The organism is Bosea sp. (in: a-proteobacteria) (genome assembly GCA_023910605.1).
Classification (GTDB): domain Bacteria; phylum Pseudomonadota; class Alphaproteobacteria; order Rhizobiales; family Beijerinckiaceae; genus Allobosea.
Genome location: JAAVVV010000001.1, coordinates 2,054,366 through 2,078,038, shown reverse-complemented (window position 1 = coordinate 2,078,038; position 23,673 = coordinate 2,054,366). Strand labels below are relative to the sequence as shown.

Genomic DNA, 23,673 nt, shown 5'->3' with positions numbered 1-23,673 from the left:
CCCGTCAGGTCACGCGCCTTCGCGCCCCCCGATCAGGGCCAGTTCGATCGCCGTGAGGATGCGCGGGTCGGTCGGCTCCACGGATGTCGGGAAGACGGCTGCTATGCGCCCGTCCCGGCCGATCAGATACTTGTGGAAGTTCCAGCGCGGCGTGTCCGAGGGGCGCTGGCGCGCGGCCCAGCGATAGAAGGGATGGGCGCGCTCGCCGACAACGGTGGTTTTGGCTGCAAGCGGGAAGCTGACGCCGAAGGTGGACGAGCAGAAGCCCATGATCTCTTCATTGGAGCCCGGCTCCTGCCCCGCGAAGTCATTCGCAGGAACGCCGATCACGGTCAGCCCGCGCGCCCGATAGCGTGTCCAGATCTGCTGGAGGCCGGCATACTGGTTGACGAAGCCGCAGCGGGAGGCCGTGTTCACGACCAGCACGGGCCGTCCCCGGAAATCGGCAAGGTTGATGACCCCGCCGTCGATGCCCTCGAAACTGAAGCTGTGGGCCGAGGCGCTGGCCGGTCGTACGGCGGCGCCGAGCAGCAGAGCCGCAGCCGAACCCAGCAACACACGTCGATCCATCATGGGATGCACTCCCCTTTCTCGTCGCGGAAGGCCACGGCAGCCCGTCTTGCGGATCTACGCTTGCCGACGCCAACTGGATGCAGGCGTCCACTTTTGCACGCTGCCATCCTGGTGGGGCGACGCATGATGAAGCCTGGGACCGCACGACGGCAAAAGGAAGCAGGCTGAGCCCGTTCCGGGCCGGAATCCGGTCTCATCCTCTATAATCATGCCGATCACGATTCTGTTCCTTGCGCAGAAACGCGGGCCGCGCGCCGCACGAGCCGCGCTGTGGACTTGACCGGCGCATGGGGCCGTCGCCATTTGAGAGCGATGGAACCCATGCCCACAACCCTGAGCGTCGCCGGCTTTTCGGAGCCGACCCTTCGCCTCGCGATTTTCCTCGCCATCTTCATCGGCATGGCGCTGTGGGAGTTCCTTGATCCCTGGCGCGACAGCAGGCTCGGTCGCAGCGTGCGCTGGCCGGCCAATCTCGGCATCTTCGCGCTCGACATCATCGTGGCGCGGATCGTTTTCCCGGCTTCTGCGGTGGGTGTCGCCATCTGGACGCAGGGCCAGGGGCTTGGCCTGCTGCCGCTGGTCGGCCTGCCATGGCTCATGGCCGGGCTGCTCGGCTTCGTGCTGCTCGATCTGTTGGTCTACGCGCAGCACCGGCTTTTCCACACGGTGCCTGTGCTGTGGCGCATTCACCGCATGCACCATGCCGACACAGAGATCGACGTGACCTCGGGCATCCGCTTCCATCCCATCGAGATCGTGGCCTCGCTGCTGCTCAAGGCCGCGGCGATCGTGCTGCTTGGCATTCCCCCGGAAGCCGTCCTGGTCTTCGAGATCGTGCTCAACGGCATGGCGCTCTACAATCACTCGAATGTCCGGCTGCCGGAGCGCAGCGAGCGTGTGCTGCGCTGGTTCGTCGTGACGCCCGAAATGCACATCATCCATCACTCCACTGCGCGGCGGGAGACGGACTCGAACTTCGGGTTCAATCTGGCGTTATGGGACCGGATGTTCGGCACTTATTCCCACCGTCCGGCCGCCGGCTATGACGGAATGGTGGTGGGTCTGGACGAGTTCCGCGATGCAGCCGAACACAGGCTGGACCGGCTGGTGACGCAGCCGTTCCGGACGCCCCGCAAGGACTGAAGCCCGGCATGCCGGCGGACGACCTTTCCCCGGACAGCCGGACATGCGACACATCAAGCCGTGAAACACGCCGTTCCTTTGCCGACCAAGAGCCAGATCCTGCGCTTCATCGATGAGGAGCGCGCTGCGGGCCGCGAGGTTGGCAAGCGCGAGATCGCTCGGGCCTTCACCCTGCCGCAGGGCGGGCGCGTCTGGCTCAAGCAGTTGCTTCGGGAGATCGAGGCGGAACGGGCGAGCGACGGCGGGGCTTCCTCGCGGCGGCGCGGCTCCGATGACGGTCTGCCATCCGTGCTCCTGCTCGACATCACGGGCCGCGACCGCGACGGAGAGCTGGTGGCCACGCCGGCGGACTGGACGGCGGAGGATGGGCCCCTGCCCCGGATCATCGTGACGACGCCGCGCAAGCCATTGCCGGGAACGCCGATGCCGGGCGTGGGCGAACGGGTTCTCGCCAGGCTCCATGCGCGCGGTGAAAACAGCTTCGAGGCGCGCGCGCTGAAGATCATCGCGCGGCAGCGGCCCGCAGTGATCGGCGTGTTCCGCACCTATCCTGAAGGCGGCGGGCGCGTCGAGTCCGTGGACAAGAAGGCGCGCGGCAAGGAAATCCTGATCCAGCGAGGCGACGAGAACAGCGCCGTCGACGGCGACCTCGTCTCGGTCACGCTCGGCAGGATCACTTCTTCGCGCGGTCTGGGCCTGCAGCGCGGCAAGGTCAAGGAGCGGTTGGGCTCGGTCACCTCCGAGAAGGCTGTGAGCCTCATCGCGATCCACACGCACAACATTCCGCAGGAGTTCAGCGCTGCGGCCCTTGCCGAGGCACAGGACGCCAGGCCCGCGAACGCCAGGGGCCGGGAGGACTGGCGCGACCTGCCGCTGGTCACGATCGACCCGGCCGACGCCAAGGACCATGACGACGCCGTGCACGCGGCGCCGGACGAAAACCCCGACAATGCAGGCGGCTTCATCCTGACCGTCGCCATCGCGGATGTGGCGGCGTATGTGCGCCCCGGCTCGGCGCTGGACCGCGAAGCGCTCGAGCGCGGCAATTCGGTGTATTTTCCGGATCGGGTCGTGCCGATGCTTCCCGAGCGCATCTCGAACGATCTGTGCTCGCTGCGCCCCGAGCAGGACCGCCCGGCGCTGGCGGTGCGGATCACGCTGGGACGCGACGGGCGCAAGATCCGGCATTCCTTCCACCGCATCCTGATGCGGTCCGTCGCCAAGCTCGCCTATCCGCAGGCGCAGGCAGCGATTGACGGGCAAACCGATGCAGCAGCGGGGCCGTGGCTGGCCCCCGTGCTGAAGCCGCTCTGGGCCGCCTATGGCGCGCTCAGGCTGGCGCGCGACGAACGCCAGCCGCTCGACCTCGATCTGCCCGAGCGCAAGCTGGTGCTGGATGCGGAGGGCCGCGTGCTGCGGGTGATGATGCCCGAGCGGCTCGACGCTCACCGGCTGATCGAGGAATTCATGATCCTCGCCAATGTCTGCGCGGCGGAAAGCCTCGAGCGGGCCCTGTCGGGGCTGATGTACCGCGTGCATGACGAGCCCAGCGTCGAGAAGATGCGCGGGCTTTCCGAGGTTCTGGCTTCGATCGGGCAGAAGCTGCCCAGGGCAGGCGCGCTCCAGCCCACGCTGTTCAACCGCATCCTCGCCGGGGTGAAGGGCACCGAACACGAGATATTCATCAACGAGGTGGTGCTGCGCAGCCAGGCGCAGGCGCTCTATTCACCGGAGAATCTTGGCCATTTCGGGCTGAACCTCCGCAAATATGCGCATTTCACCTCCCCCATCCGGCGCTATGCCGACCTCATCGTCCACCGCGCCCTGATCTCCCATCTCGGCCTCGGAAAGGATGGCTTGCCGCCTGACATCAGCCGCAAGGAACTCGTCAAGATCGGCGAGATGATCTCGGCTGCCGAGAGGCGCGCCATGGCTGCCGAGCGGGAGACCGTGGACAGGCTGGTGGCGCATTTCCTCGCTGACCAGATGGGGGCGACCTTCGATGGGCGGATTGCCGGGGTGACGAAATCGGGCCTGTTCGTGAAGCTGACCGAGACGGGCGCCGACGGCTTCGTGCCCGCTGCGACGATCGGGGCCGATTACTACGCCCATGATGAAGCAACCCATTCCCTCACTGGCGCGCGGCATGGCGAGAGCTTTCGGCTCGGCGATCCGATCACCGTCAGGCTCGTTGAGGCCGCGCCCATCGCAGGGGCCCTGCGCTTCGAGATTGTGTCGGAAGGCCGCAAGGGCCAGCCCTTGCGCTCACGCCCCGGCGGACGCATGTCACAGAACAGGGGAGCGAGGGGCTCCGGCAAGGGTCCGTCCGGCGGATCGCGCGCAGCCAGGAGGCGCTGAACATGCCTTACGACATCACCACATCGCGCATGTCCACCGGCCCGCGTGAGGCAGGACCGGCCATCTCGCGCGGTTTCATGTGCAAATGCCCTGCCTGCGGCAAGGGCGCGATGTTCGGCCGCTATCTGAAGGTCAACCCGGTCTGCGACAACTGCGGCGAGGAGATGTTCCACGAGCAGGCGCACGACTTCCCGCCCTACATCAACATCTCCATCGTCGCGCACATCGTCCTGTTCGGCATCGTGCTCGCCGAGCAGCATTCCGACTGGTCGATGACCACGCACATGCTGGTGTGGCCCATCCTCACCGTGGTGCTGGCCATGGCCTTGATGCAGCCTGTCAAAGGCGCGGTTGTAGGCTATCAATGGGCGCGCCGAATGCATGGATTCGGCGGTGACGATGATGGTCTGCTGACCCGGGCGCAACTGAACGCCAAGGCCAAGGACCGCACCTCCTGAAGGGTGGGCCAGCGTGGACGAACTCAGCGCGGACAATCCGGGCGCGGATGACTATGCACGGCGCCTGACCGATGATGCGCGCGAGCGCCGCTGGCCCAATGTCCGGCCTAGCGACGCAGCCACGCTCATCATCCTCGATCGCTCCGGGCCCGCGCCCAGGGTGCTGATGGGCCGGCGCCATCCCGGCCACAAGTTCATGCCCGGAAAGTTCGTTTTTCCCGGAGGACGCATAGAGGATGGCGACCGGCGCATGAACGTCACCGGGTCGCTTTCCGAGGCGTGCGAGGCGCGCCTCATGGCCCGCGTGCAGCGGCCCAGCATGGGCCGTGCCCGGGCCCTCGCGCTGGCGGCGATCCGGGAGACCTTCGAGGAGACCGGCCTCGCCTTCGGCTCGAAGGAGTTCGGCGCGCCGGACAACCCGCCGCCCGGACCCTGGACCGAGTTCGCCGCGCATGGCGTCTATCCCGATCTCGAGGCCGTGACCTTCATCGCGCGCGCCATCACGCCTCCGCGTCGGCCAAAGCGCTTCGACGCCCGCTTCTTCGCCATCGACAACGCCGCGCTCGCGCACAAGGCCGAGGGCGTCGTCGGCCCGTCCTCCGAGCTTGACCAGCTTGTCTGGGTCACGTTCGACGAGACGCGCGCCATCGAGCTGCCAGCTGTGACGCGCGTGGTGATCGACGAGCTTGCGGACCGCATCGCGCGCGGGTTTGGAGCCCACCTGCCGATCCCTTTCTATTATGAGAGAAATCGCAAGTGGATACGGGAGCTGCTATGACGGCAGCGGTGGATCTGCGCGCGCGCAATCTCGGAATCGCCGCCGCCATCCTCATCATAGCGCTCGTCGGGGTGGGGCTCAGCCTCACCATCCCGCTGCTGTCGCTCGAGATGGAGCGGATGGGCGTCTCGAACACGGGGATTGGCCTCAACACGGCCACGGCCGGCATCGCCAGCATCATCGCCGTGCCGTTCGTTCCCCGGCTCGCGGCGCGGATAGGGATTGGCCGGGTGCTCGCTGCGGCCATCGCCACGATCGTGCTCAGTCTTGTCCTGTTCAGGGCCGTGCCGAATTACTGGGCCTGGTTTCCGATCCGGTTCCTGTTCAGCGCGGCGCTGGGGGCTCTGTTCGTCCTGTCCGAATACTGGATCTCAGCGCTTGCGCCACCGGCGCGGCGGGGGCTGGTGATGGGCATCTACGCCACCGTGCTGGCCCTCGGCTTCGCGCTCGGCCCGGCGATCCTCAACCTTGTCGGCACCAGAGGCTGGCCGCCATATCTGGCCGGCGCGGGCCTGCTGGCCCTCGCCTCGTTGCCGCTGATCGCCGCGCGCAACAACCTGCCCGCCCTGTCCGACGAGCCGTCACGCCCATTCCGCGTCTATCTCATGGCCCTGCCAGCCGCCACCATGGCCGGCATGGTGTTCGGCGCGGTGGAGACCGGCGGCTTTGCGCTTCTGCCGGTCTACGCCCTGCGCATCGGGTTCGAGGCGGAGGGCGCGGCCTTCCTTGTCACCATCATCGCGCTGGGCAACGTGCTGATGCAGTTGCCGCTCGGCCTGCTTGCGGACAAGGTGAGCAAGGGCGCGCTGCTCGTGGCCGTCGGCCTCTTGGGGAGCCTCGGCATGGCCATCCTGCCGAGCCTTGCCGGGACGGGCATGCCCTTCCTGGTCATGCTGTTCCTGTGGGGCGGCGTGGTCGGCGGGCTCTACACGGTCGGCCTCGCCCATCTCGCTTCACGGTTCGAGGGGCCGGACCTGGCCGGGGCCAACGCAGCCTTCGTCGTTCTCTACAACATCGGCCTCACCGCAGGGCCGCCGCTGGTGGGCGGCGCGATGGATGTCAGCAATCCGCATGGCTTCGCCTATGCGCTGTCGGGCCTGCTGACCCTTGTCGCCTTCGCGGCGGCCTATGGCCGGTTCAGGCGGTAGGCGTCACAGCAGTCCGAGTTCGGCCAGTTGGCGGCGCATGGCCTCTGGCATGTCCACGCTGCCGCCGCCGGCCTTGCCCAGATCGCGCGGCTTGTCGGCATCGGTGAGATAGCGCCAGCCCTGGAAGGGGCGGCACGGGCGCGGATGCACCGGCACGACGACTGGCTCAAGCACGAGGTGGCAGCGGCCGATCCCCTCGCCATCCGTGAAGGGCCGGATCGCCGTGATGCGCTGGCGGCCGCTGACCTGGCCCTTCATGACCCAGTAAAGCGAGCCTTCCCCCACGATCTCGTCCATGCGCCGCGGCACCATGCGCGTGGTGTGGACCTGCTCCTCGGGGCGTCCGAGGCGGCGCCAAAGGGCCATGGATTCGGCGATCCAGTCCTCCAGGTCGCGGATGGAATCGCAGCCGACGCAGAGCTTGAGCAAATGAAGGGCCATGCACTGGTTCTAGCGCCGCCCTTGCCAAGTTGCATCTGGCCGCCGCGCGACAGCTGTGGAACACTACGCCTCAGGCGCGCTCGTCACAGCAGCGTCCGGCATGGGCCCGCACGGTTGCGGGAGGCGCGCAAAGCTTGGGGAACACGGAATGACGGCAATCAGGGCGCGCTTCGAGGGACAGGCCGTGCTGGTCACGGGTGCAGCCGGCGGCATAGGCCTTGCCATATGCGAACGGCTGGTGGCGGAAGGGGCCAAGGTCATGGTCCACGCCCGCTCGCAGGCCGAGGCGGACGAGGCCGCGCACAGGCTGGGGGATCAGTCGGCCGCCATTGGCGGGGATCTTGCCGATCCTGACACGTGCTCGGGGATCGTCGCCGCCACAACGCGCGCCTTCGGCCGCATCGACGGGCTCGCCAACAATGCCGGCATCTATCCACGTCACCGCATCGAGGAGGTGGACCCGGAGGTCTTCGACCATCTCTTCCATGTCAACACGCGCGCGCCGTTGCTGTGCGCCAAGGCCGCGATCGAGGCCTTCCGCGCGCAGGGCTCGCCCGGCAGCATCGTCACCATCGGCTCGATCAATGGCTGGATGGGCCTGTCCGAACTGATCGTCTACTCGATGAGCAAGGGCGCCTTGATGACCATGACGCGCAACCTCGCCAATACGCTGGCACCTGAGCTCATCCGCCTCACCTGCCTCAATGTCGGCTGGACCGCGACGGAGAACGAGCACCGCACCCAGATCGCCGAAGGCCGCCCGGAGGACTGGATGTCCAGGCTGCCGAAATCATCGGCGCCTACCGGAAAGCTGCTGAGCCCGGCGGAAATCGCGGCGCATGTCGCCTTCTGGCTCTCGCCCGATTCCGCGCCTGTAACCGGACAGGTCTATGAGGCTGAGCAGTTCCCGATCATCGGGCGGTTGAACACGCAGGCGATGTGAGCCACGTCAGGCCGCCTCGCCGATGGCGACGATGCGTGCGCCCTGGGCGACCTGCGCCCCGGCTTCACCGGCCGTCTCGGTGACGATGCCGGCTTTCGGCGCCACCAGCACATGCTCCATCTTCATCGCCTCGACGATGGCAAGGCGCTGGCCCTTCTCGACCGCATCGCCCGGCTTGACGAAGAGCGCAATGAGCTTGCCATGCATCGGCGACTTGACGGCCGCGCTGCCCGCAACGTCGCCGCCCTCGACATCGACCGCGAGCGGATCGAGAAGGCGCACCCAGACCTGACGCCCCTCGCCGGCCACGATGACGCCCTCATCAGCCATGACGAGCGTGTAATCCCGTTCGATGGGCTGCGCCTCGCCAAGCTCGATCGACACCCCGTCCGCATTCCAGCGCGCGCGCAGCGTCGTCGCCTCGCTGTCGGCGCTCACCGCCACGGGCACGGCGGGATGGGGCGACAGCGCAAAGCCATCGGCCTGCGACCAGGGATCGGCGGTCATGGCCGAGCGCGGTTGCGCGAGAGCCCTCTCCTCGATCAGCATGATGGCGCCGGCCGCGATGGCGGCCCTGTCTGGCGGCTGCGGAACGGCGCCCAGCGCGTCCGCATTGCGGTCGATGAAGCCGGTGTCGAACGCCCCGGCACGGAAGCCTTCCGCCTCGCACAGGCGCTTGAGGAAGGCCGCATTGGTCTTGGGCCCGGCGATGAGCGTGTTTCCGAGCGCCTCAGCGAGCCGGTCCAGCGCCTCGAGCCGATCGACGCCGTGGGCGATGATCTTGGCAATCATGGGATCATAGAAGGGCGTGACCTCTCCCCCCTCCTCGACCCCGGCGTCGACGCGGATGCCCTCGCCCTCGGGCAGCGACAGGGCCCAGAGCTTCCCTGTCGACGGCAGGAAGCCCCGCTCCGGGTCCTCCGCATAGAGCCGGGCCTCAACCGCATGACCGTTGATCGCGAGGTCGGACTGGCCGAAGCCAAGCGGTTCGCCCGCCGCAACCCGAAGCTGGAGTTCGACCAGATCAAGGCCAGTGATGGTTTCGGTCACGGGATGCTCGACCTGCAGCCGTGTGTTCATCTCCATGAAGTAGAAACGGTCCTCACGCAGCCCGTCCCGCCCATCGGCGATGAACTCGACCGTTCCGGCTCCGACATAACCGACGGCCCGGGCCGCCTCGACTGCGGCGCGGCCCATGGCGGCGCGCACCGCAGCGGTGATGCCGGGCGCAGGGGCTTCCTCGATCACCTTCTGATGGCGGCGCTGCAAGGAGCAATCGCGCTCGAACAGGTGCACGACATTGCCGTGAGCATCGGCAAAGACCTGGATCTCCACGTGCCGCGGCGAAAGCACATACTTCTCGACCAGAACGCGCGCATCGCCGAACGCGCCTCGCGCCTCGCGTTGCGCGCTCTCCAGCGCATCGTGGAAATCAGCAGCGGATTCGACCCGCTTCATGCCCTTGCCGCCGCCGCCCGCGACCGCCTTGATCAGCACGGGATAGCCGATCGCTTCGGCCTGAGCCTTCAGGAAGGTCGGGTCCTGCTCCGCGCCATGATAGCCCGGCACGACCGGGACGCCAGCTTTCTCGGCGAGCGCCTTGGCGGCATCCTTCAGGCCCATGGCGCGGATGGCGGAGGCGGGAGGGCCGACAAAGACGATGCCGCGCGCGGCGCAAGCCTCGGCGAAGTCTGCGTTCTCTGACAGGAACCCATATCCGGGATGGATGCAGGACGCGCCGCTGGCGGCCGCGACATCAAGGATCCGCTCGCCGAGCAGATAGCTCTCGCGCGCAGGGGCAGGCCCGATGCGGTGCGCCTCATCGGCGAACCGCACGAAGGGCGCGTCCACGTCGGCATCCGAATGCACCGCGATGCAGCGCAGGCCGAGGCGGCGCGCGGTGCGGAACACCCGCAAGGCGATCTCGCCACGATTGGCGACAAGGACGGAGGAGAGAGCTGGCGGTGTGGTGCGCATGGCCAAAGTCCTTACCCTGTCGAGGGATCACCTGTCTTGCGGCAGAGCTGCACGCCCACAATGCGCAAAGCACCAGCGCGATCAAGCAGCGCCGGGCCAGTGCCGCCGCGTTGGGCCATTGGATTCATGCGTCACGGACCGCCGCTAGCAAAGCACGGACGACCAGCCTTTTCCGGAGATCGCATAAGGCATCTGAGCATATGCCACCAAGAATTATGGTGGCATTCTGGATCGAGGTTTTCACCCATGCAAACCTTCCTGCACAGGTTCCGCCGCGATGATCGCGCCAGCATCGCCATGATCTTCGGTCTTTCCCTGCTGCCCGTCATGCGCCTGAGCAAGCAAGGCCTGCCCGGCACGCAGGTTGACGCTGCCGTGGCGGGCTTCTTCAATCGCGCTTCGGACCCGGCGCTTGAAAGGCCCTTCCATGATTCCCAACCTCCAGATCGATGCCGCTCGCCTCTGGGACATGCTCATGGAGACGGCCAAGATCGGCGGCACGACCAAGGGCGGCATCAGACGGCTGACGTCGACCGAGGAAGACCGGCGGGTGCGCGACTGGTTCAGGGCCACATGCGAAGGGCTTGGCTGCACTGTGCATGTCGACGAGGTGGGCAACATGTTCGCGATCAGGCCAGGCCGCGACATGAGCCTTGCGCCGATCGCGATGGGCTCGCATCTCGACACGCAGCCGACGGGTGGAAAATTCGATGGGGTTCTCGGCGTGCTCGGTGCGATCGAGGCCATGAGGGCCATGGTGGAGGCCGGCTACGAGACGCAGGCACCGATCGCCATCGCCAACTGGACCAATGAGGAAGGCGCCCGTTTCGCGCCGGCCATGCTGTGCTCGGGCGTGCACGCGGGCGTCTTCACGGTCGAGTATGCGCTGTCACGGCAGGACCGGGACGGGGTGACGCTCGGCGAGGCGCTCGATGCCATCGGCTATCGCGGCCTTGAGAAGGCCGGTTCGCGCCAGTTTCAGGCGATGTTCGAGCTTCATATCGAGCAAGGACCGATACTGGAGGCGGAGGGCGTGCCGATTGGCGTGGTGCGTGGCGTGCAGGGCATGCGCTGGTACGAGGTCACGGTGCAGGGGCAGGACGCGCACACGGGCGCGACGCCGATGTATCTGCGCCGCAATGCGCTGCTCGGCGCGGCCCGCATGATCGATCGCATCGATGCCATCGGCCATGCCCATGAAGGCGCGGTCGCCACCGTCGGGCTGATCGAAAGCCGGCCTAACAGCCGCAACGTGATCCCGGGCGAAGTCTTCTTCTGCGTGGACCTGCGCCATCCTGACGAGGGCGTGCTGGCCGTGATGGAGAACGAATTCCGGAGCGCCCTGCCCGAGGTGATGGAGCCGCTCAAGCTCACCTTCGATGAGAAGCTGATCTGGAATTCGCCGGCCGTGGCCTTCGACCCAGAACTGATCGCGTGTGTCCGCGAAGGGGCGCGCCGCTCCGGCCACGCGACTCGCGAGATCGCCTCCGGCGCCGGACATGACGCGGCCTATACGGCGCGGGTCATGCCGACCACCATGATCTTCGTGCCCTGCGCGGGCGGAGTCAGCCACAACGAGGCGGAATCGACGACACGCGAACAATGCGCCGCCGGGGCGCAGGTGCTGCTGAATGCGGTGCTTGCCCATGATGCGCGGCTCGTGCCCTGACCGCTGATGGCTGCGTCAGGCCAGACGCGCAGAGCCATGGCTGAGCGCTTCGAGTTCAGGCGCGTGCACGGCGAGGTAGTGCCGGAGCCAGTAGGCATAGATATCGGGCTGCGCCTTCGTGTCGGCGATGAGGTCCGGCAGCGCCATCACGCGAGTCTCGCACACCTCGTCCGGATTGGGCGCAGATGGACCCGCCACGCGGCCGACGTAGACATAGACCAGCTCATTCTCGATCAGGCCGTGATCAAGCAGCGTGCGGTAGCGGGCGCGAAAACCGAAGGCCAGCCCCGCGCCCATGCCCAGTTCCTCATCGAGCCGCCGGTGCGCGGCCGGCAAGGTGCGTTCGCCCAGGCGCGGATGGCCGCAGCAGGTGTTGGCCCAAAGCCCGCCTGAATGATACTTGCCGTGAGCGCGCCGCTGCAGCAGCACGCGGCCCTCCTCGTCGAAGAGAAAGATCGAGAAGGCCCGGTGAAGCAATCCCTGCCGGTGAACGGCGAGCTTGCCGCCCGAACCAATGGCCCGGTTGGCCTCGTTGACGAGGATGAGAATGTCCTCGCCGGCTTCCTCCGGCCTGCGCTCGCGCTGTGTCTGCATGATCATCGCCCCTGGGCGCTGCGGTGCGGGCCCAACATCAGGCCGACGGGACGCGCACGATAGGATGAATGACAGGCGCTGTGAACGGGCTGGCTTTTCTCCAGCGCGCCCGATGACACCCGCTCTTTTCAGCGCAGCGCGCTGACGCCGCCCAGGCTCATGAGATGGGCATGGATCGCTGGCAGCAGCCCGGTGCGGTAAAGATCGAGCACCACCGCGTCGGACAGGCCGCGCAGCTTCTCCTCGTCGACCACCATGAGGCCCTGGATGCTTGCTTCACCTGCCTTGGCGGAGCGGACGTCGAGGGTGACGGCCTTGAGAAGCTCAAGCTCCCGAAGCCGCGCGATGAAGGCCGCGTTGCGCGCGCCCGCCTCGCGGAAGCCGCCGGCGAACTCGAGCGCCTGTTGCAGGAACGGCGTAGGCTCGCCCTTGCCGTCAAACAGCGCCTCCCCCTTTTCGGTGCCCAGCGCCTCGAAGCGGTCGTCGATGCACAGGATCGGATCTCCCTGATCGACATCGGCGAGGATGAAGGGGTAGCGGCGGACATAGGCCGGCAGGTAACTGGCCGCCCAAAGGCCTTCCGTGGTGACGAAGCTGTTCGAGCCCGGGCGCAAGCCCAGCAGGAACACCGGCGAGATCACGTCGCCCTCTGGCAGGAAGGCAATCGGCAACTCGCGTGCGGCAGACGCGAACTCGTCGACCAGGGCGGGCAAGAGATGCGTGCCGCGCACGAAGCCCAGCGGCTCGGGCAGGCTGGCGAGACGCAGCTTGCGGTGCTGGTCACGGTTGACCGGAGTCACGGACCGGAACAATACCGGAAGCATCGGGGCGGAAGGGGCTGCGGTGTTCATGAAGGGCCTCGGTCTGGCCCGGCGCGCGGGCGAAGTCGGCTTTTGAGCCGCCCAAGCGCCGCATACAAGCAAAATCTGACGTTTTGCGCGTGAACAAGATCCGGCGCGTCGCGCCTGGGCAAGGTCCGGATCCGCCTCAGCGCAGCTGCCGCCCGCACCGCCGGCCGGCCGCGAGCGGCGAGGCGCTGCGGGAAAGGTGCACGCCATGCTGGCCCGCGCCTGCCAGAGCGCCATCCCGCATCACCGTCTTGCCGCGCACCATGGTGAGCACTGGCCAGCCTGTGACCTCGATGCCGCCATAGGGCGTATAGTCCGCGCCATGCTGCTGGCTTTCATTGGTGATGGTGCGGTTGGGTCCGGGGTCCCAGATGGCGATGCCGGCATCGGAGCCGACCGCGATGGCACCCTTGCGAGGGTAAGGGCCGCAGGTTCTGGCGTGGCTGGTCGCGCTCAACGCCACGAAGCGGTTGAGGTCGATGCGCCCCTTGCCTACCCCTTCCGAGAACAGGACGGGCAGGCGCGCGCCGACGCCGGGGATGCCGTTCGGTGCCCAGCGGAAGCTCGTGCGGCCTTCGTGATGGCGTTCATCGCGGAACTGCACTACAGACCAAGGCAAGACGGGCGCGTCAGCACATGACGGACGCCCTTTTTCCTTTGAAGGAGCAGCGTGGGCCAGAACGCCACGCATGCCCAACCCAAGACAGGCGGCCTACCCTTGACCGAAACACTGATCGCGCCCGCGCTTCAGCGCGCCCTCGACGAGCGCAGCTATACTGAGCTCACGCCCGTGCAAAGCGCCGTGATTGCGCCCGAAGCCATGGGCCGCGACCTGCTCGTTTCGGCGCAGACGGGCTCCGGCAAGACCGTGGCCTATGGCCTTGGCATCGGCTCCACCTTGCTGGGAGAGGCCGAGCGCCTCGGGACCGCCGGCGCGCCGCTGGCGCTGATCGTGGCGCCGACACGCGAACTCGCGCTTCAGGTCCAGCGCGAACTGGCCTGGCTCTATGCCCAGGCCGGCGCACGCATCATCTCGTGCGTGGGCGGCATGGACCCGGCCAAGGAGCGCAAGCAGCTTGGCGATGGCTGCCATATCGTGGTTGGCACTCCGGGGCGCCTTCGCGACCATATCGAGCGCAATCGGCTTGATCTGTCCCGGATCAAGGCCGTGGTGCTGGATGAGGCGGACGAAATGCTTGACCTCGGCTTTCGCGATGATCTCGAATTCATCCTGGAGGCCACCCCGCCCGAGAAGCGCACCTTGCTGTTCTCGGCCACGCTGCCGCGCGGCATCGCTGCGCTCGCCAAGAACTACCAGTCCAACGCTTTGCGCATCGAGGCCTCTTCCAAGGATCTCGGCCATGCCGACATCGATTACCGCGCCATCCGGATCGCGCCAAAGGAAACCGAGGCTGTCGTGGTCAACGTTCTCCGGCTTGTGGATGCGCCGGCCTCGCTGATCTTCTGCAACACGCGTGATTCCGTGCGGCATCTGCAGGCTACGCTGCTTGAGCGCGGCTTTCCGGCCGTCTATCTGTCGGGCGAGCTGGGCCAGAACGAACGCAACCAGGCGCTGCAGGCGCTGCGTGATGGCCGCGCGCGGGTCTGCGTCGCCACCGACGTCGCCGCCCGCGGCATAGACCTGCCCAATCTCGGCCTCGTGATTCATGCTGAACTCCCCCACGACGCCGAGATCCTCCAGCATCGCAGCGGCCGTACGGGGCGCGCGGGGCGCAAGGGCGTCAGCGTGGTGATCGTGCCGCCGGCCCGCCGTCGCAAGGCGGAGGGCCTGCTGGCAGAAGCCGGCATCGAACCGCGCTGGACGCTTCCGCCCACCGCCGAGGACATCCGCAAGCTCGACCGCCAGCGCCTGATCGAGGACCCGGCCCTGCGCGAGGAGCCGAGCGAGGAAGACCTCGTCATGGCCGAACTGTTGATCGCCGAGCGCACGCCGCAGGAAATCGCCGCCATGCTCGCGCGTTTCTGGCGCTCGCGCCTGCCCGCGCCCGAGGATGTCTCGGACCCGACCTCCTGGTTCGACAAGGGCACGCGCTCAAGATACGGCGCCGACCGGGCCGAACGCGGCTTCGAGCGCGACCGCCCCGGCGCACGCGAGCGGGCTCCCAGGCAAGGCGCCGATGAGGGCGGCATGGTGCTGTTTCGCGTCGAGATCGGCCGTCGCAACAAGGCCGACCCGAAATGGCTGCTGCCCATGCTGTGCCGCCGCGGCAAGGTCACGCGCGACGACATCGGCAACATCCGCATCCTCGACAACGTCACCGAGGTCCAGATCAGCGGAACCGCAGCGGAGCACTTCGCCGAGAATGTCCGCCGCACGGATGGCGACGACATTCCGATCAAGCCGATGGGCCCCGGCGAAGGCTCGGGCGTGGTGGAGCGCGGCCGCTTAGACAAGCCGCGCCCGGACAAGCCGCGCTTCGGCAAGGGCAAGGGCGCCGGCAGCTTCGAGGGCCGTGCGACCCGGGAGGACCGTGCGACGCGGGAGGACCGAGCTCCCCGTCAGGACTATGCGCCGCGTCAGGACCGCGCGCCCCGCGAGAGCCATGCGCCGCGTGAGAGCTACAGCCCCCGCTCCGCTGGCGCGGGTAATGACTGGCCCCGCGCTGAAGCCAAGCCCTTCGCCAAGAAGCGCTTCGCGACCGAACGCGCCGGTGCTTCTTCCGCTCCGCAGCGCGAGGACAGGCCGATCGAGCGGAAGGGCCCCGGCGGCAATCCCTCCGGCAATCCCTCCGGCAATCCCTCCGGCAAGCCCCCTCACAAGCCCCCGGGCAAGCCTGGCGGCTTCAAGATGCGCAAGCGGGACAAGTGACGGATTGCGTCGCCAGTTGAGCGACTTGCGGTGAGAATTGCAGGTTCCGATTCAGCCTATCGCCCAGTCTTTTCGCGTGGACAGGCCCGAGCCGAGAAGCGGCCACGGCAACTTTGTCAGGTTAACGGCGGAGCGCACGGGATAGCTTTGGAGTATGGCTTCTGATTCAACGGGCTCGGATCAGGAGCCCGAACGATGGATCAGATTTTCGTCAAGGACCGGTTGCGCCTTCTGCTGGATCACTTCGGACGCGTCGGGGACCCGCGCGAGAGCTGCAAGGTCAAGTATCCGCTTGCGGAAGTGCTTTTTCTGGTGACCTGCGCGTCTGTCGCGGGTTGCGACGACTATGACGAGATCGCCGATTGGGGCGATGCGCATCTGCCTTTCCTGCGCGAGCATGCCGAGTATTTCTTCGGCACTCCCAAGGAGGATTGGCTGCGGGTGGTGCTGAACCGGATCGATCCGGCGCTGTTTGCGGCCTGCTTCACGGCCTGGGCGACGCAGCTGCGACCGGACGCGGCGGACCTGATCGCGCTGGACGGCAAGACAGCGCGCCGCAGCGGCGAGGCTGGCCGCAGTCTGCCCCCCATCCATCTGGTCAGCGCCTGGGCCTCGACCCAGCGCCTCGTGCTGGCGCAGGAGGCCGTGGACGCCAAGGACAACGAATGCGCCGCCATGCTGGCAATCCTGGAGCGGCTGACGCTCAAGGGCGCGCTCGTCACCATCGACGCCATCGCCACCAACCCGTCCATGGCCAAGGCGATCACGGACAAGGAAGGCGACTATCTTCTGGCCCTCAAGCGCAACCAGCCGACCCTGCACGACGAGGTCGCGGCCTATTTCGACGATCCGGCCACGACAGGGCTCGCCACCAGCATCAGCGTCGACAAGGATCATGGACGCATCGAGACCCGTACCACCACGGTCAGCCATGAGATCGGCTGGCTGGAAGGCGGGCGACGCCATCCCGGCGAGCATCGCTTCCACCGTCTCAGAAGCATCGTGCGAGCCACCACACAAGTCGAACGGCAGGGCAAGACCTCCCGGGAGACGCGGTTCTTCATCTCCTCCGCCCTTCTCACACCCGAACGCGCTGCAACCGCCATTCGCAGCCATTGGGGCATCGAAAGCCTCCACTGGGTGCTCGATGTCGTCTTCAAGGAGGATCAATCACGCCTCAGGCGCGGTCATGGAGCGCAGAACATGGCCCTCGTGCGAAGGCTCGCCTTCAACCTCGTCCGCGCAGGAAAGGGAAACCGCTCCATCAAAACAGCCCGAAAAGCCGCTGGATGGAACACAAACACCCTCGCCCAGATCATCCATGCCTCACCGCGTTAACCTGGACTCGTTGCCCTGGAGAAGCGGCTTTCATGATTGCGCAGACGGCTGATACAAATCTTGCCGTTACATTTGCCGCATCTGTCGATTCGTTTCTCCTCCTTCCGGATTTTTGCGCATGCGCCGTCACCGCCGGGTCAAGATACTCGCCACGCTGGGGCCTGCCTCGTCGACCGCGGAGATGGCTGGCAAGCTGTTCGAGGCCGGAGCGGATGTGTTCCGGCTCAACATGAGCCACCTGCCCCGCGAGCAGCTTGCCGACAAGGTGGCGATGCTGCGGAGCCTCGAGACCACATTCCGCCGCCCTGTCGGCATCCTCGTGGACCTGCAAGGCCCCAAGCTGCGCGTCGGCGCCTTCACGGAGGAGAGCGGCGTGATGCTCGATGTCGGAGCGCGCTTCATGCTCGACAGCGACAGGAAGCCGGGCGACGCAAACCGCGTGCACCTGCCGCATCCGGAGATCCTGCAGGCGCTGGAGCCGGGCCACACGCTCATCCTCGACGATGGCAAGCTCAAGCTGGTGGTCGAGAGCGCCAACCGCACCAGCGCCGTCACGCGCGTGGTGATCGGCGGGGTGCTGAAGTCGCGCAAGGGGGTATCGCTTCCCGACACCGTGATCCCCGTCTCGGCCATGACCGAGAAGGACCGGGGCGACGCTGCGGTGGCGGCGGAGGTCGGCGTGGACTGGATCGCGCTGAGCTTCGTGCAGCGCCCCGAGGACATCGCCGAATTGCGCAAGATCGTGGGGCGGCGCGCCGCCATCCTCGCCAAGATCGAGAAGCCGCAGGCGGTGCTGCGCCTCGACGCGATCATGGAGGCGGCCGACGCGCTGATGGTGGCGCGCGGCGACCTCGGCGTCGAGATGCCACTTGAGAAGGTGCCCGGCACCCAAAAGCGCATCACACGCGCCGCGCGCCGCACCGGCAAGCCCGTGGTGGTGGCGACCCAGATGCTGGAGAGCATGATCACAGCGCCGGTTCCGACCCGCGCCGAGGTGTCCGATGTGGCGACCGCCGTGTTCGAGGGCGCGGATGCCGTGATGCTCTCTGCGGAGAGCGCATCGGGCGCCTTCCCCGTCGAGTCGGTGTCGATGATGAACCGCATCGCGGTGGAGGTGGAGAGCGATCCGGTCTATCGCGCCCTGATCGACAACCAGCGCGCCACGCCGGAGACGACCGGCGCCGACGCCATCGCGGCCTCGGCCCACCAGATCACCGACACGCTCGGGCTCACCGCCATCTGCGCCTGGACTTTCTCGGGCTCGACCGCGCTGCGCATCGCGCGCGAGCGGCCCAACTCCACCATCATTGCGCTGACGCCGGACCGCAGCACGGCCCGCAAGCTCACGCTGGTCTGGGGGGTCCACCCCGTCCTGACCAAGGACGCCTCCGACGCAGACGACATGGCCTCGCGCGCCTGCAAGTTCGCCGTGCGCGAAGGCTACGCCAAGGTCGGAGACCGCATCACTGTCGTCGCCGGCGTGCCGTTCGGAACCCCAGGCGCAACAAACATGGTCCGCATCGCCTACGTGACGCAGGAGCACGCCGAAAAGGCGTGAGCGCAGCGATGGCGAAGGGCGCTCGCCTGGACCGTCTGGTCAGCGCGCGATTCCGCCTCGCTCGAACGCAGGTCCGGAACCCTCGCCCTCCAGCGCGCCGGAGCGGGCAATGTCGCGGTCGGGCCTGGAATGCCTCCCCCAGCGGCCTGGGCTTCGGTCGCTTCAGCCGGCCTTGCGGGCAAGGTTGCGCAAGCTTCCCGCCATCAGCGCCGGATCATCGCGATAGCTGGCGTCGCGATCACGCGCGAAGGCCAGCGCCTCTGCCGCCACGACGGGCCGCGCGAAGACATAGCCCTGAACGCGCTCGCAGCCAAAGCCGCGCAGGATTTCGACCTCCTCCGGCAATTCGGCCCCCTCCGCGATGACTGTCATGCCGAGGCCGCGCCCGAGGGCCACGATGCCTTCGAGCAGCTTGCGCTTGCGGCTGGAGCCAACGATGCCATCGACGAAGACGCGGTCGATCTTGAGCTTGTCGAAGGGGAGCTGGGTCAGATAGCCCAGCGAGGAATAACCGGTGCCGAAATCATCGAGCGCGAGGGTGACGCCAAGCGCCTTGAGCCCTGCAAGCGCGCGGCGCACGCGCCCCTCCGAATGATCGGCGAAGAGACTCTCTGTCAATTCGAGGCAGAGAAGGTGCGCGGGAAGGCCGGTCTCCTTCAGGACGCTCGCAACGTCTCTCTCGAAGTCGGTCTGCCAGATCTGGGCGGCCGACACGTTCACCGCAATTTCGCGAGCGTCCTCTCCCTCGTCCAGCCAGCGCTTCGCCTGCCGCGTGCTCTCGCGCATGATCCACAGGCCGATGTCGCAGATCAGGCTCGAGCTTTCGGCGATGGGAATGAACTCGGATGGAGGAACATAGCCACGATCAGGGTGGCTCCAGCGCATCAGGGTTTCGAAGCCAACGACACGGCTGGTGCCCAGATCCACCTGCGCCTGGTAGCGGACCTCAAGCCCCGAGCCGCTCGCCGCCGCGTGGCGCAGGTCGCGGGCCAGCGCGGTCTTCTGCTGCACCAGATCGTTCATGTCGGACTGGAAGAAGGCGAAGCGCCCTCGCCCTTCCTCCTTCGCACGGTAGAGCGCAAGGTCGGCATGACGCAGCAACTCCTCGAAATCGGAGCCATCGCGCGGGGCCAGCACGATGCCGATGGAGGTGCCGATCACCACCTCGCCGCGCTCCAGCATGATCGGCTGGGCGAGTGTGGCCACGATTCGGGAAGCCAGCTCGCTTACGGCCTCGCTGTCGTCTCCCTCCGGCACGATGATCGCGAATTCGTCGCCGCCAAGCCGCGCGAGGAAGCGTCCATCGCCTAGGATATGCGCGATCTTGCGCGAAACCTGCGCAAGCAGTTCGTCGCCTGCGGCGTGGCCAAGGCTGTCGTTCACCTCCTTGAAGCGGTCGAGGTCCAGCAGCAACAGCGCGGCCTTGGTGCGGCTGCGCGCGCTACGGGCGAGCACGTCATCCACCTCACGCCGGAACAGCGCACGGTTGGCGAGGCCCGTCAGCGGATCATAGTAGGCCAGCTTCTCGAGCTGCCGTTCGGCCAGCTTGCGCTCGGAAATGTCCTGAATGGTGCCGGCGAAACCGCAGACGCGCCCGACATCGTCAAGCAGCGCCTTTGTTGTCACCACGAAATCGCCAAGGCTGCCATCGCCGCGCATGGCCTTCACATCGACGCTGCGCACCTGGCGCGAGCGCAGCACTTCGGACTGGGCATCGAGCACGAGCCGGCCGGTGCCGGCGGCGAAGAGCTTCATGATCGCAGCCGGGGTCGGCTGGAACGCGCCAGGGGCGTAGCCCAGAAGCTCATAGATCTCGGGCGAGAGCCAAAGCTCGGCTGACCCGTTGGTGAAGGACCATTCGCCGATGCGGCCAAGCCTTTGCGCCTCCAGCAGGCGCTCGGAGCGCTGCTTCAGCTCGAGTTCGGCCAGCTTGCGCTCGGTGATGTCCTGCACGATGCCGAAGGTGCCGATGAGCCCGCCGCTGCTGTCCCACTCCACATCGGCCCGCAGGTGGATGTACCGAAGGTCTCCCGCGGCGGCCAGGACACGCAACTCCAGCCCTCCGACGTTCTCTCCGCGTTCAAGTCGCTTGAGCACGCCAATGAACACGCCCCGGTCTTCGGGGTGGACCTTCTGCACCAGAAGCGAAAGCTCGGGCCTGCGCTCCTCGCCGCAGATGCCGAAGATGTCATAGACCGAACTTGACCACTCGAAGGTGCGGCTGGCGGCGATCCAGCGCCAGTTGCCGAGCCTGGCCACATCCTCCGCGCGCTCCAGCGCCTGCCGCTGGCGCGACAGAAGCTCGAGCTTCTCCATCTCCTCGGTGATGTTGGAGGCGCTGCCGCGATAGCCAAGGAAGCGGCCTGTCTCGTCGAAGACGGGCTTGCCGCTCGCCTTGATCCAGACCCAGCTGCCTTCAAATCCACGCACCCGGTAGGTCAGATCCTTGAACGGCTTTCGCTGCGCCAACCCTTCGTGGTTGCGCTCGATCGCCTCACGGCAATCGGGATGCAGATCGAAATCGATGCGCCGCTTGCCGACATGGTTGAGCTGGCTGAGCTTGGCCACGAGAGCATAGGCATCGCTGAAGCTGCGGAAGCGGTGCTCCTCGTCCGTTTCCCAGAACCAGTCGGAAGCCGCCTCGGCGAAGTCCCGGAACTGCTCCATGGCGCGGCGCAGCTCGACCTTGCCCATTTCCTCGATCGTGACGTCCCGCGCCGAGCCGCGATAGCCGGTGAAGACGCCCGCAGCATTGTAGACCGGCGTGCCGCTGGCCTTGATCCAGGCGATCGAACCATCCTCGTTTGGGACACGGTAGAGCATGTCCTTGAAGGGCTGACGCGCCTCGAGCACCCGCATGTGCTCCTCCAGCAAGGGCCGGTCCTCCTCGACGAAGGGCAGGTCTATGCGGCGCTTGCCGACGAAATCCTTGGTGCCGAAGGTTGCGGGGCGACCCATGAAGATGTCGGGATCGATGTAGCAGTGGTTGGCATCGGTCTCCCAGCACATGTCCGCGGCGGCGTCGGCGAAATCGCGGAAGCGGTCATTGCTCAGCTCGAGCGCAAGATTTGCCTCGAACTGGGGCGTCACATTGGTCGATGTGCCACGATACCCCGCGAACTCGCCATTGTTGGCATAGAACGGATTTCCGGAAACACGAATGTAGCTGATCGTGCCGTTGGTGTTATGCACGCCATACACAAGATCGCGGATAGGAAGACGCTGCGCCATCCGCGCGGTATAGCCGACCGCCATGCGCTCCATGTGCTCGATGATGATCGGATGATCCTCACGCCGCAGGCCGATCATGGCGCTCCGGCTGAAGGCGCCGTTGGTGTCATAGGAGCGCGAAAGCGACACGACATGCCCTTCGGGGTCCGTTTCCCAGGTCCAGTCCGAGGCGGTCTCGATGAAGTCCCGCAGCCGCGCCTCGCTTTGCGCCAGCGCGCGGCGCTGCTCCTGCTCCAGCGTGACGTCGGTGCCGGTGCCGCGATAACCCAGGAAGCGCCCGGCCTTGTCGAAGCGTGGCAGACCGCTCGACCGCACCCACGCCACCGATCCATCGGGCTTGAGATAGCGGAAGGTGACGTTGCTGATGGGCTGGCGCGCCTCAACGAGGCGGTCGAACTCGCCGAGGACGGGACCATCCTCCGGCATGTCCGCGAAGGCGGTGCGGGTCTGGCCGATCAGCGTCGCAGGATCGATGCCCGTCAAGATCTGGAACGCAGGGGTGAAGAAGGTGTAGCGATGGCTCTCGTCCATCTCCCAGCACCAGTCCGATGCCGTGGCCGCGAAGTCGCGGAAGCGCTGCTCGCTTTCCGCCAGCCTCTCCTCGGCAAGATACTCGCTGGTCACATCCTTGTGCAGGGCGATCCAGCCGCCATCGGTCAGGCGGTTGAAGGTGATGTGGATGATGCGGCCATCAGCCAGATGGCGCGTCCGCTCGCAGGCCCCGGCCTGCTGGACTTCAGCGATCGTGCCGGCGGTGTCATCGACCACGGCCTCGTCAGGATAGATGCCGCGCTCGGTCGCGTTCGCCACGACATCAGCCAGAGGCACGCCCGGCTTCAGAAAGCCGGGTGGAAACTGATAGAGATTGCCATAACGATTGTTGGCGATGACCAGACGCCACTCGACATCGTAGATGCACAGCCCGTGCGACAGTCTTTCGATGGCGCCGATGAAGCGCTCATTCTGCAGCTTGACGGCGGCGACATTGGCCCTGAGTTCCGCATTCAGGAGTTCGTTCTCCTCGACCATCAGCGTGATCGAGCGATCAGTCAGCTTGCGGTCGCGATCGATGTCCTCATAGACCTGCTGGATGCTACGGATCAGCCGGTCCGCATCCACCGCACCACTCGGCAGAGTTGCATCAGCGATCTGTTTGACCAGCAGACAGTGCACGGTGACGGCCCTTCAAACCATGTTTTCAGCCCGATGATTCACCTGAAATGAAATCAAATCCAAGCCCATCGGACCAAATTCGTATTCGACAAATATAAAAAAATAGACAATTCAATCCAACACACGCATTTAGATATGCATACCATACCAATTGATTTAAACTATATCCAAACTCATTGCTATCGTAGTTTATATGAATATCTTTGATATCAAGTTCAGTTTCAAAATGAGGCGACTTGTATTATGATATCATTCCAAAGAATTGCTGTTAAGACCGCCAACCCCCTTATCATGATACAACTATAAGTTGTCTTTGCTGCCGCACAAGGTCTGTCAGCCAGCCGATCATCGATGCCACTTCACGGATTGATGCATTGCCCGCGAGGGCACGGCCGCATCGCGTTGCGGCGCGCAGGCATCGCCATCTGTTCAGCCTGAAGGAGGAAAACGCATGGTGGGCGGTGACGGGCTCGAACCGCCGACCCTCTCGGTGTAAACGAGATGCTCTACCAACTGAGCTAACCGCCCTCGCCGCATCAGGCGCCCGAAGCCCGGCGCGCCGCGCTGTCTAGCAAACCGGCGCCGCTTTCACAACGCCGGATAAGCCGCGACC

18 protein-coding genes and 1 tRNA gene are annotated in these 23,673 nt (G+C 66.3%); 10 read left to right on the top strand and 9 right to left on the bottom strand.

Features of this window, described 5'->3' with window-relative positions; all coding sequences use genetic code 11:
- Positions 1-9: 9 nt before the first annotated feature.
- Positions 10-573: a glutathione peroxidase gene (locus HEQ16_10030; GenBank protein ID MCO4054367.1), complete on the bottom strand. Its 564-nt coding sequence runs from the start codon at positions 571-573 to the stop codon at positions 10-12.
- A gap of 321 nt (positions 574-894) precedes the next feature.
- Here HEQ16_10030 and HEQ16_10025 point away from each other — a divergent pair, with 321 nt between their 5' ends.
- The 5 genes from HEQ16_10025 to HEQ16_10005 all read left to right on the top strand — a co-directional run bounded on the left by HEQ16_10025 (position 895) and on the right by HEQ16_10005 (position 6,458).
- The gene (locus HEQ16_10025; GenBank protein ID MCO4054366.1) at positions 895-1,716 is read left to right on the top strand and encodes a sterol desaturase family protein; all 822 of its coding nucleotides are present in this window, start codon (positions 895-897) and stop codon (positions 1,714-1,716) included.
- 60 nt (positions 1,717-1,776) lie between these two features.
- Positions 1,777-4,074 carry a ribonuclease R gene (rnr, locus tag HEQ16_10020; protein MCO4054365.1) on the top strand — a complete coding sequence of 766 codons (2,298 nt, stop codon included), beginning with the start codon at positions 1,777-1,779 and terminating at the stop codon, positions 4,072-4,074.
- Positions 4,075-4,103: 29 nt separating this feature from the next.
- A complete protein-coding gene (locus tag HEQ16_10015) occupies positions 4,104-4,532 on the top strand; it encodes a DUF983 domain-containing protein (protein MCO4054364.1) in 429 nt (142 codons plus the stop codon).
- Positions 4,533-4,596: 64 nt separating this feature from the next.
- The gene (locus HEQ16_10010; protein ID MCO4054363.1) at positions 4,597-5,310 is read left to right on the top strand and encodes an NUDIX hydrolase; all 714 of its coding nucleotides are present in this window, start codon (positions 4,597-4,599) and stop codon (positions 5,308-5,310) included.
- Positions 5,307-6,458, top strand: coding sequence for an MFS transporter (locus HEQ16_10005; protein ID MCO4054362.1), 1,152 nt, complete (start codon positions 5,307-5,309; stop codon positions 6,456-6,458). The genes HEQ16_10010 and HEQ16_10005 overlap by 4 nt, the downstream gene beginning before the upstream one ends.
- Before the next feature lie 3 nt (positions 6,459-6,461).
- Here HEQ16_10005 and HEQ16_10000 read toward each other — a convergent pair whose 3' ends face one another.
- Positions 6,462-6,899 (bottom strand): DUF1489 domain-containing protein, encoded by a 438-nt coding sequence (locus HEQ16_10000; protein MCO4054361.1) that lies wholly within the window; start codon positions 6,897-6,899, stop codon positions 6,462-6,464.
- Positions 6,900-7,047: 148 nt separating this feature from the next.
- Between HEQ16_10000 and HEQ16_09995 the strand changes: the two genes are divergently transcribed.
- Positions 7,048-7,842, top strand: a complete 795-nt coding sequence (locus HEQ16_09995) for an SDR family oxidoreductase (GenBank protein MCO4054360.1) — start codon at positions 7,048-7,050, stop codon at positions 7,840-7,842.
- 6 nt (positions 7,843-7,848) lie between these two features.
- Here HEQ16_09995 and HEQ16_09990 read toward each other — a convergent pair whose 3' ends face one another.
- On the bottom strand, positions 7,849-9,819 hold the full coding sequence (locus HEQ16_09990) for an ATP-grasp domain-containing protein (protein MCO4054359.1): 1,971 nt from the start codon (positions 9,817-9,819) through the stop codon (positions 7,849-7,851).
- Positions 9,820-10,059: 240 nt separating this feature from the next.
- Positions 10,060-10,248: a hypothetical protein gene (locus HEQ16_09985; protein MCO4054358.1), complete on the bottom strand. Its 189-nt coding sequence runs from the start codon at positions 10,246-10,248 to the stop codon at positions 10,060-10,062.
- On the opposite strand from HEQ16_09985, the gene HEQ16_09980 reads away from it, so the two are divergent.
- A complete protein-coding gene (locus HEQ16_09980; GenBank protein MCO4054357.1) occupies positions 10,247-11,488 on the top strand; it encodes a M20 family metallo-hydrolase in 1,242 nt (413 codons plus the stop codon). The two genes, HEQ16_09985 and HEQ16_09980, sit on opposite strands and share 2 nt — an antisense overlap.
- Positions 11,489-11,503: 15 nt before the next feature.
- Here the strand turns inward: HEQ16_09980 and idi are convergent, their stop codons facing one another.
- The 3 genes from idi to HEQ16_09965 all read right to left on the bottom strand — a co-directional run bounded on the left by idi (position 11,504) and on the right by HEQ16_09965 (position 13,621).
- Positions 11,504-12,082, bottom strand: a complete 579-nt coding sequence (gene idi / locus HEQ16_09975; protein MCO4054356.1) for an isopentenyl-diphosphate Delta-isomerase — start codon at positions 12,080-12,082, stop codon at positions 11,504-11,506.
- A 128-nt stretch (positions 12,083-12,210) separates the two neighbouring features.
- Positions 12,211-12,933: a SapC family protein gene (locus HEQ16_09970; protein ID MCO4054355.1), complete on the bottom strand. Its 723-nt coding sequence runs from the start codon at positions 12,931-12,933 to the stop codon at positions 12,211-12,213.
- A gap of 136 nt (positions 12,934-13,069) precedes the next feature.
- Positions 13,070-13,621 (bottom strand): amidohydrolase family protein, encoded by a 552-nt coding sequence (locus HEQ16_09965; protein MCO4054354.1) that lies wholly within the window; start codon positions 13,619-13,621, stop codon positions 13,070-13,072.
- Between the two features lie 42 nt (positions 13,622-13,663).
- On the opposite strand from HEQ16_09965, the gene HEQ16_09960 reads away from it, so the two are divergent.
- The 3 genes from HEQ16_09960 to pyk all read left to right on the top strand — a co-directional run bounded on the left by HEQ16_09960 (position 13,664) and on the right by pyk (position 18,656).
- Entirely contained in the window at positions 13,664-15,760 is a 2,097-nt protein-coding gene (locus HEQ16_09960; GenBank protein MCO4054353.1) for a DEAD/DEAH box helicase, read from the top strand.
- Positions 15,761-15,955: 195 nt separating this feature from the next.
- Positions 15,956-17,098 carry an ISAs1 family transposase gene (locus HEQ16_09955; GenBank protein ID MCO4054352.1) on the top strand — a complete coding sequence of 381 codons (1,143 nt, stop codon included), beginning with the start codon at positions 15,956-15,958 and terminating at the stop codon, positions 17,096-17,098.
- Between the two features lie 118 nt (positions 17,099-17,216).
- A complete protein-coding gene (gene pyk / locus HEQ16_09950; GenBank protein ID MCO4054351.1) occupies positions 17,217-18,656 on the top strand; it encodes a pyruvate kinase in 1,440 nt (479 codons plus the stop codon).
- A gap of 162 nt (positions 18,657-18,818) precedes the next feature.
- On the opposite strand, the gene HEQ16_09945 is transcribed toward pyk, so the two are convergent.
- A complete protein-coding gene (locus tag HEQ16_09945) occupies positions 18,819-23,060 on the bottom strand; it encodes an EAL domain-containing protein (GenBank protein MCO4054350.1) in 4,242 nt (1,413 codons plus the stop codon).
- Between the two features lie 452 nt (positions 23,061-23,512).
- A tRNA-Val gene (locus tag HEQ16_09940) sits at positions 23,513-23,588 on the bottom strand.
- Positions 23,589-23,673: the final 85 nt, after the last annotated feature.

What these genes read in the sequence shown, in the direction of transcription:
- HEQ16_10030 (MCO4054367.1), bottom strand. Translation starts at nt 573, where the DNA reads ATGATGGATCGACGTGTGTTGCTGGGTTCGGCTGCGGCTCTGCTGCTC.
- HEQ16_10025 (MCO4054366.1), top strand. Translation starts at nt 895, where the DNA reads ATGCCCACAACCCTGAGCGTCGCCGGCTTTTCGGAGCCGACCCTTCGC.
- HEQ16_10015 (MCO4054364.1), top strand. Translation starts at nt 4,104, where the DNA reads ATGTCCACCGGCCCGCGTGAGGCAGGACCGGCCATCTCGCGCGGTTTC.
- HEQ16_10005 (MCO4054362.1), top strand. Translation starts at nt 5,307, where the DNA reads ATGACGGCAGCGGTGGATCTGCGCGCGCGCAATCTCGGAATCGCCGCC.
- HEQ16_10000 (MCO4054361.1), bottom strand. Translation starts at nt 6,899, where the DNA reads ATGGCCCTTCATTTGCTCAAGCTCTGCGTCGGCTGCGATTCCATCCGC.
- HEQ16_09995 (MCO4054360.1), top strand. Translation starts at nt 7,048, where the DNA reads ATGACGGCAATCAGGGCGCGCTTCGAGGGACAGGCCGTGCTGGTCACG.
- HEQ16_09990 (MCO4054359.1), bottom strand. Translation starts at nt 9,819, where the DNA reads ATGCGCACCACACCGCCAGCTCTCTCCTCCGTCCTTGTCGCCAATCGT.
- HEQ16_09980 (MCO4054357.1), top strand. Translation starts at nt 10,247, where the DNA reads ATGATTCCCAACCTCCAGATCGATGCCGCTCGCCTCTGGGACATGCTC.
- HEQ16_09985 (MCO4054358.1), bottom strand. Translation starts at nt 10,248, where the DNA reads ATGGAAGGGCCTTTCAAGCGCCGGGTCCGAAGCGCGATTGAAGAAGCC.
- idi (MCO4054356.1), bottom strand. Translation starts at nt 12,082, where the DNA reads ATGCAGACACAGCGCGAGCGCAGGCCGGAGGAAGCCGGCGAGGACATT.
- HEQ16_09970 (MCO4054355.1), bottom strand. Translation starts at nt 12,933, where the DNA reads ATGAACACCGCAGCCCCTTCCGCCCCGATGCTTCCGGTATTGTTCCGG.
- HEQ16_09965 (MCO4054354.1), bottom strand. Translation starts at nt 13,621, where the DNA reads ATGCGTGGCGTTCTGGCCCACGCTGCTCCTTCAAAGGAAAAAGGGCGT.
- HEQ16_09955 (MCO4054352.1), top strand. Translation starts at nt 15,956, where the DNA reads ATGGATCAGATTTTCGTCAAGGACCGGTTGCGCCTTCTGCTGGATCAC.
- pyk (MCO4054351.1), top strand. Translation starts at nt 17,217, where the DNA reads ATGCGCCGTCACCGCCGGGTCAAGATACTCGCCACGCTGGGGCCTGCC.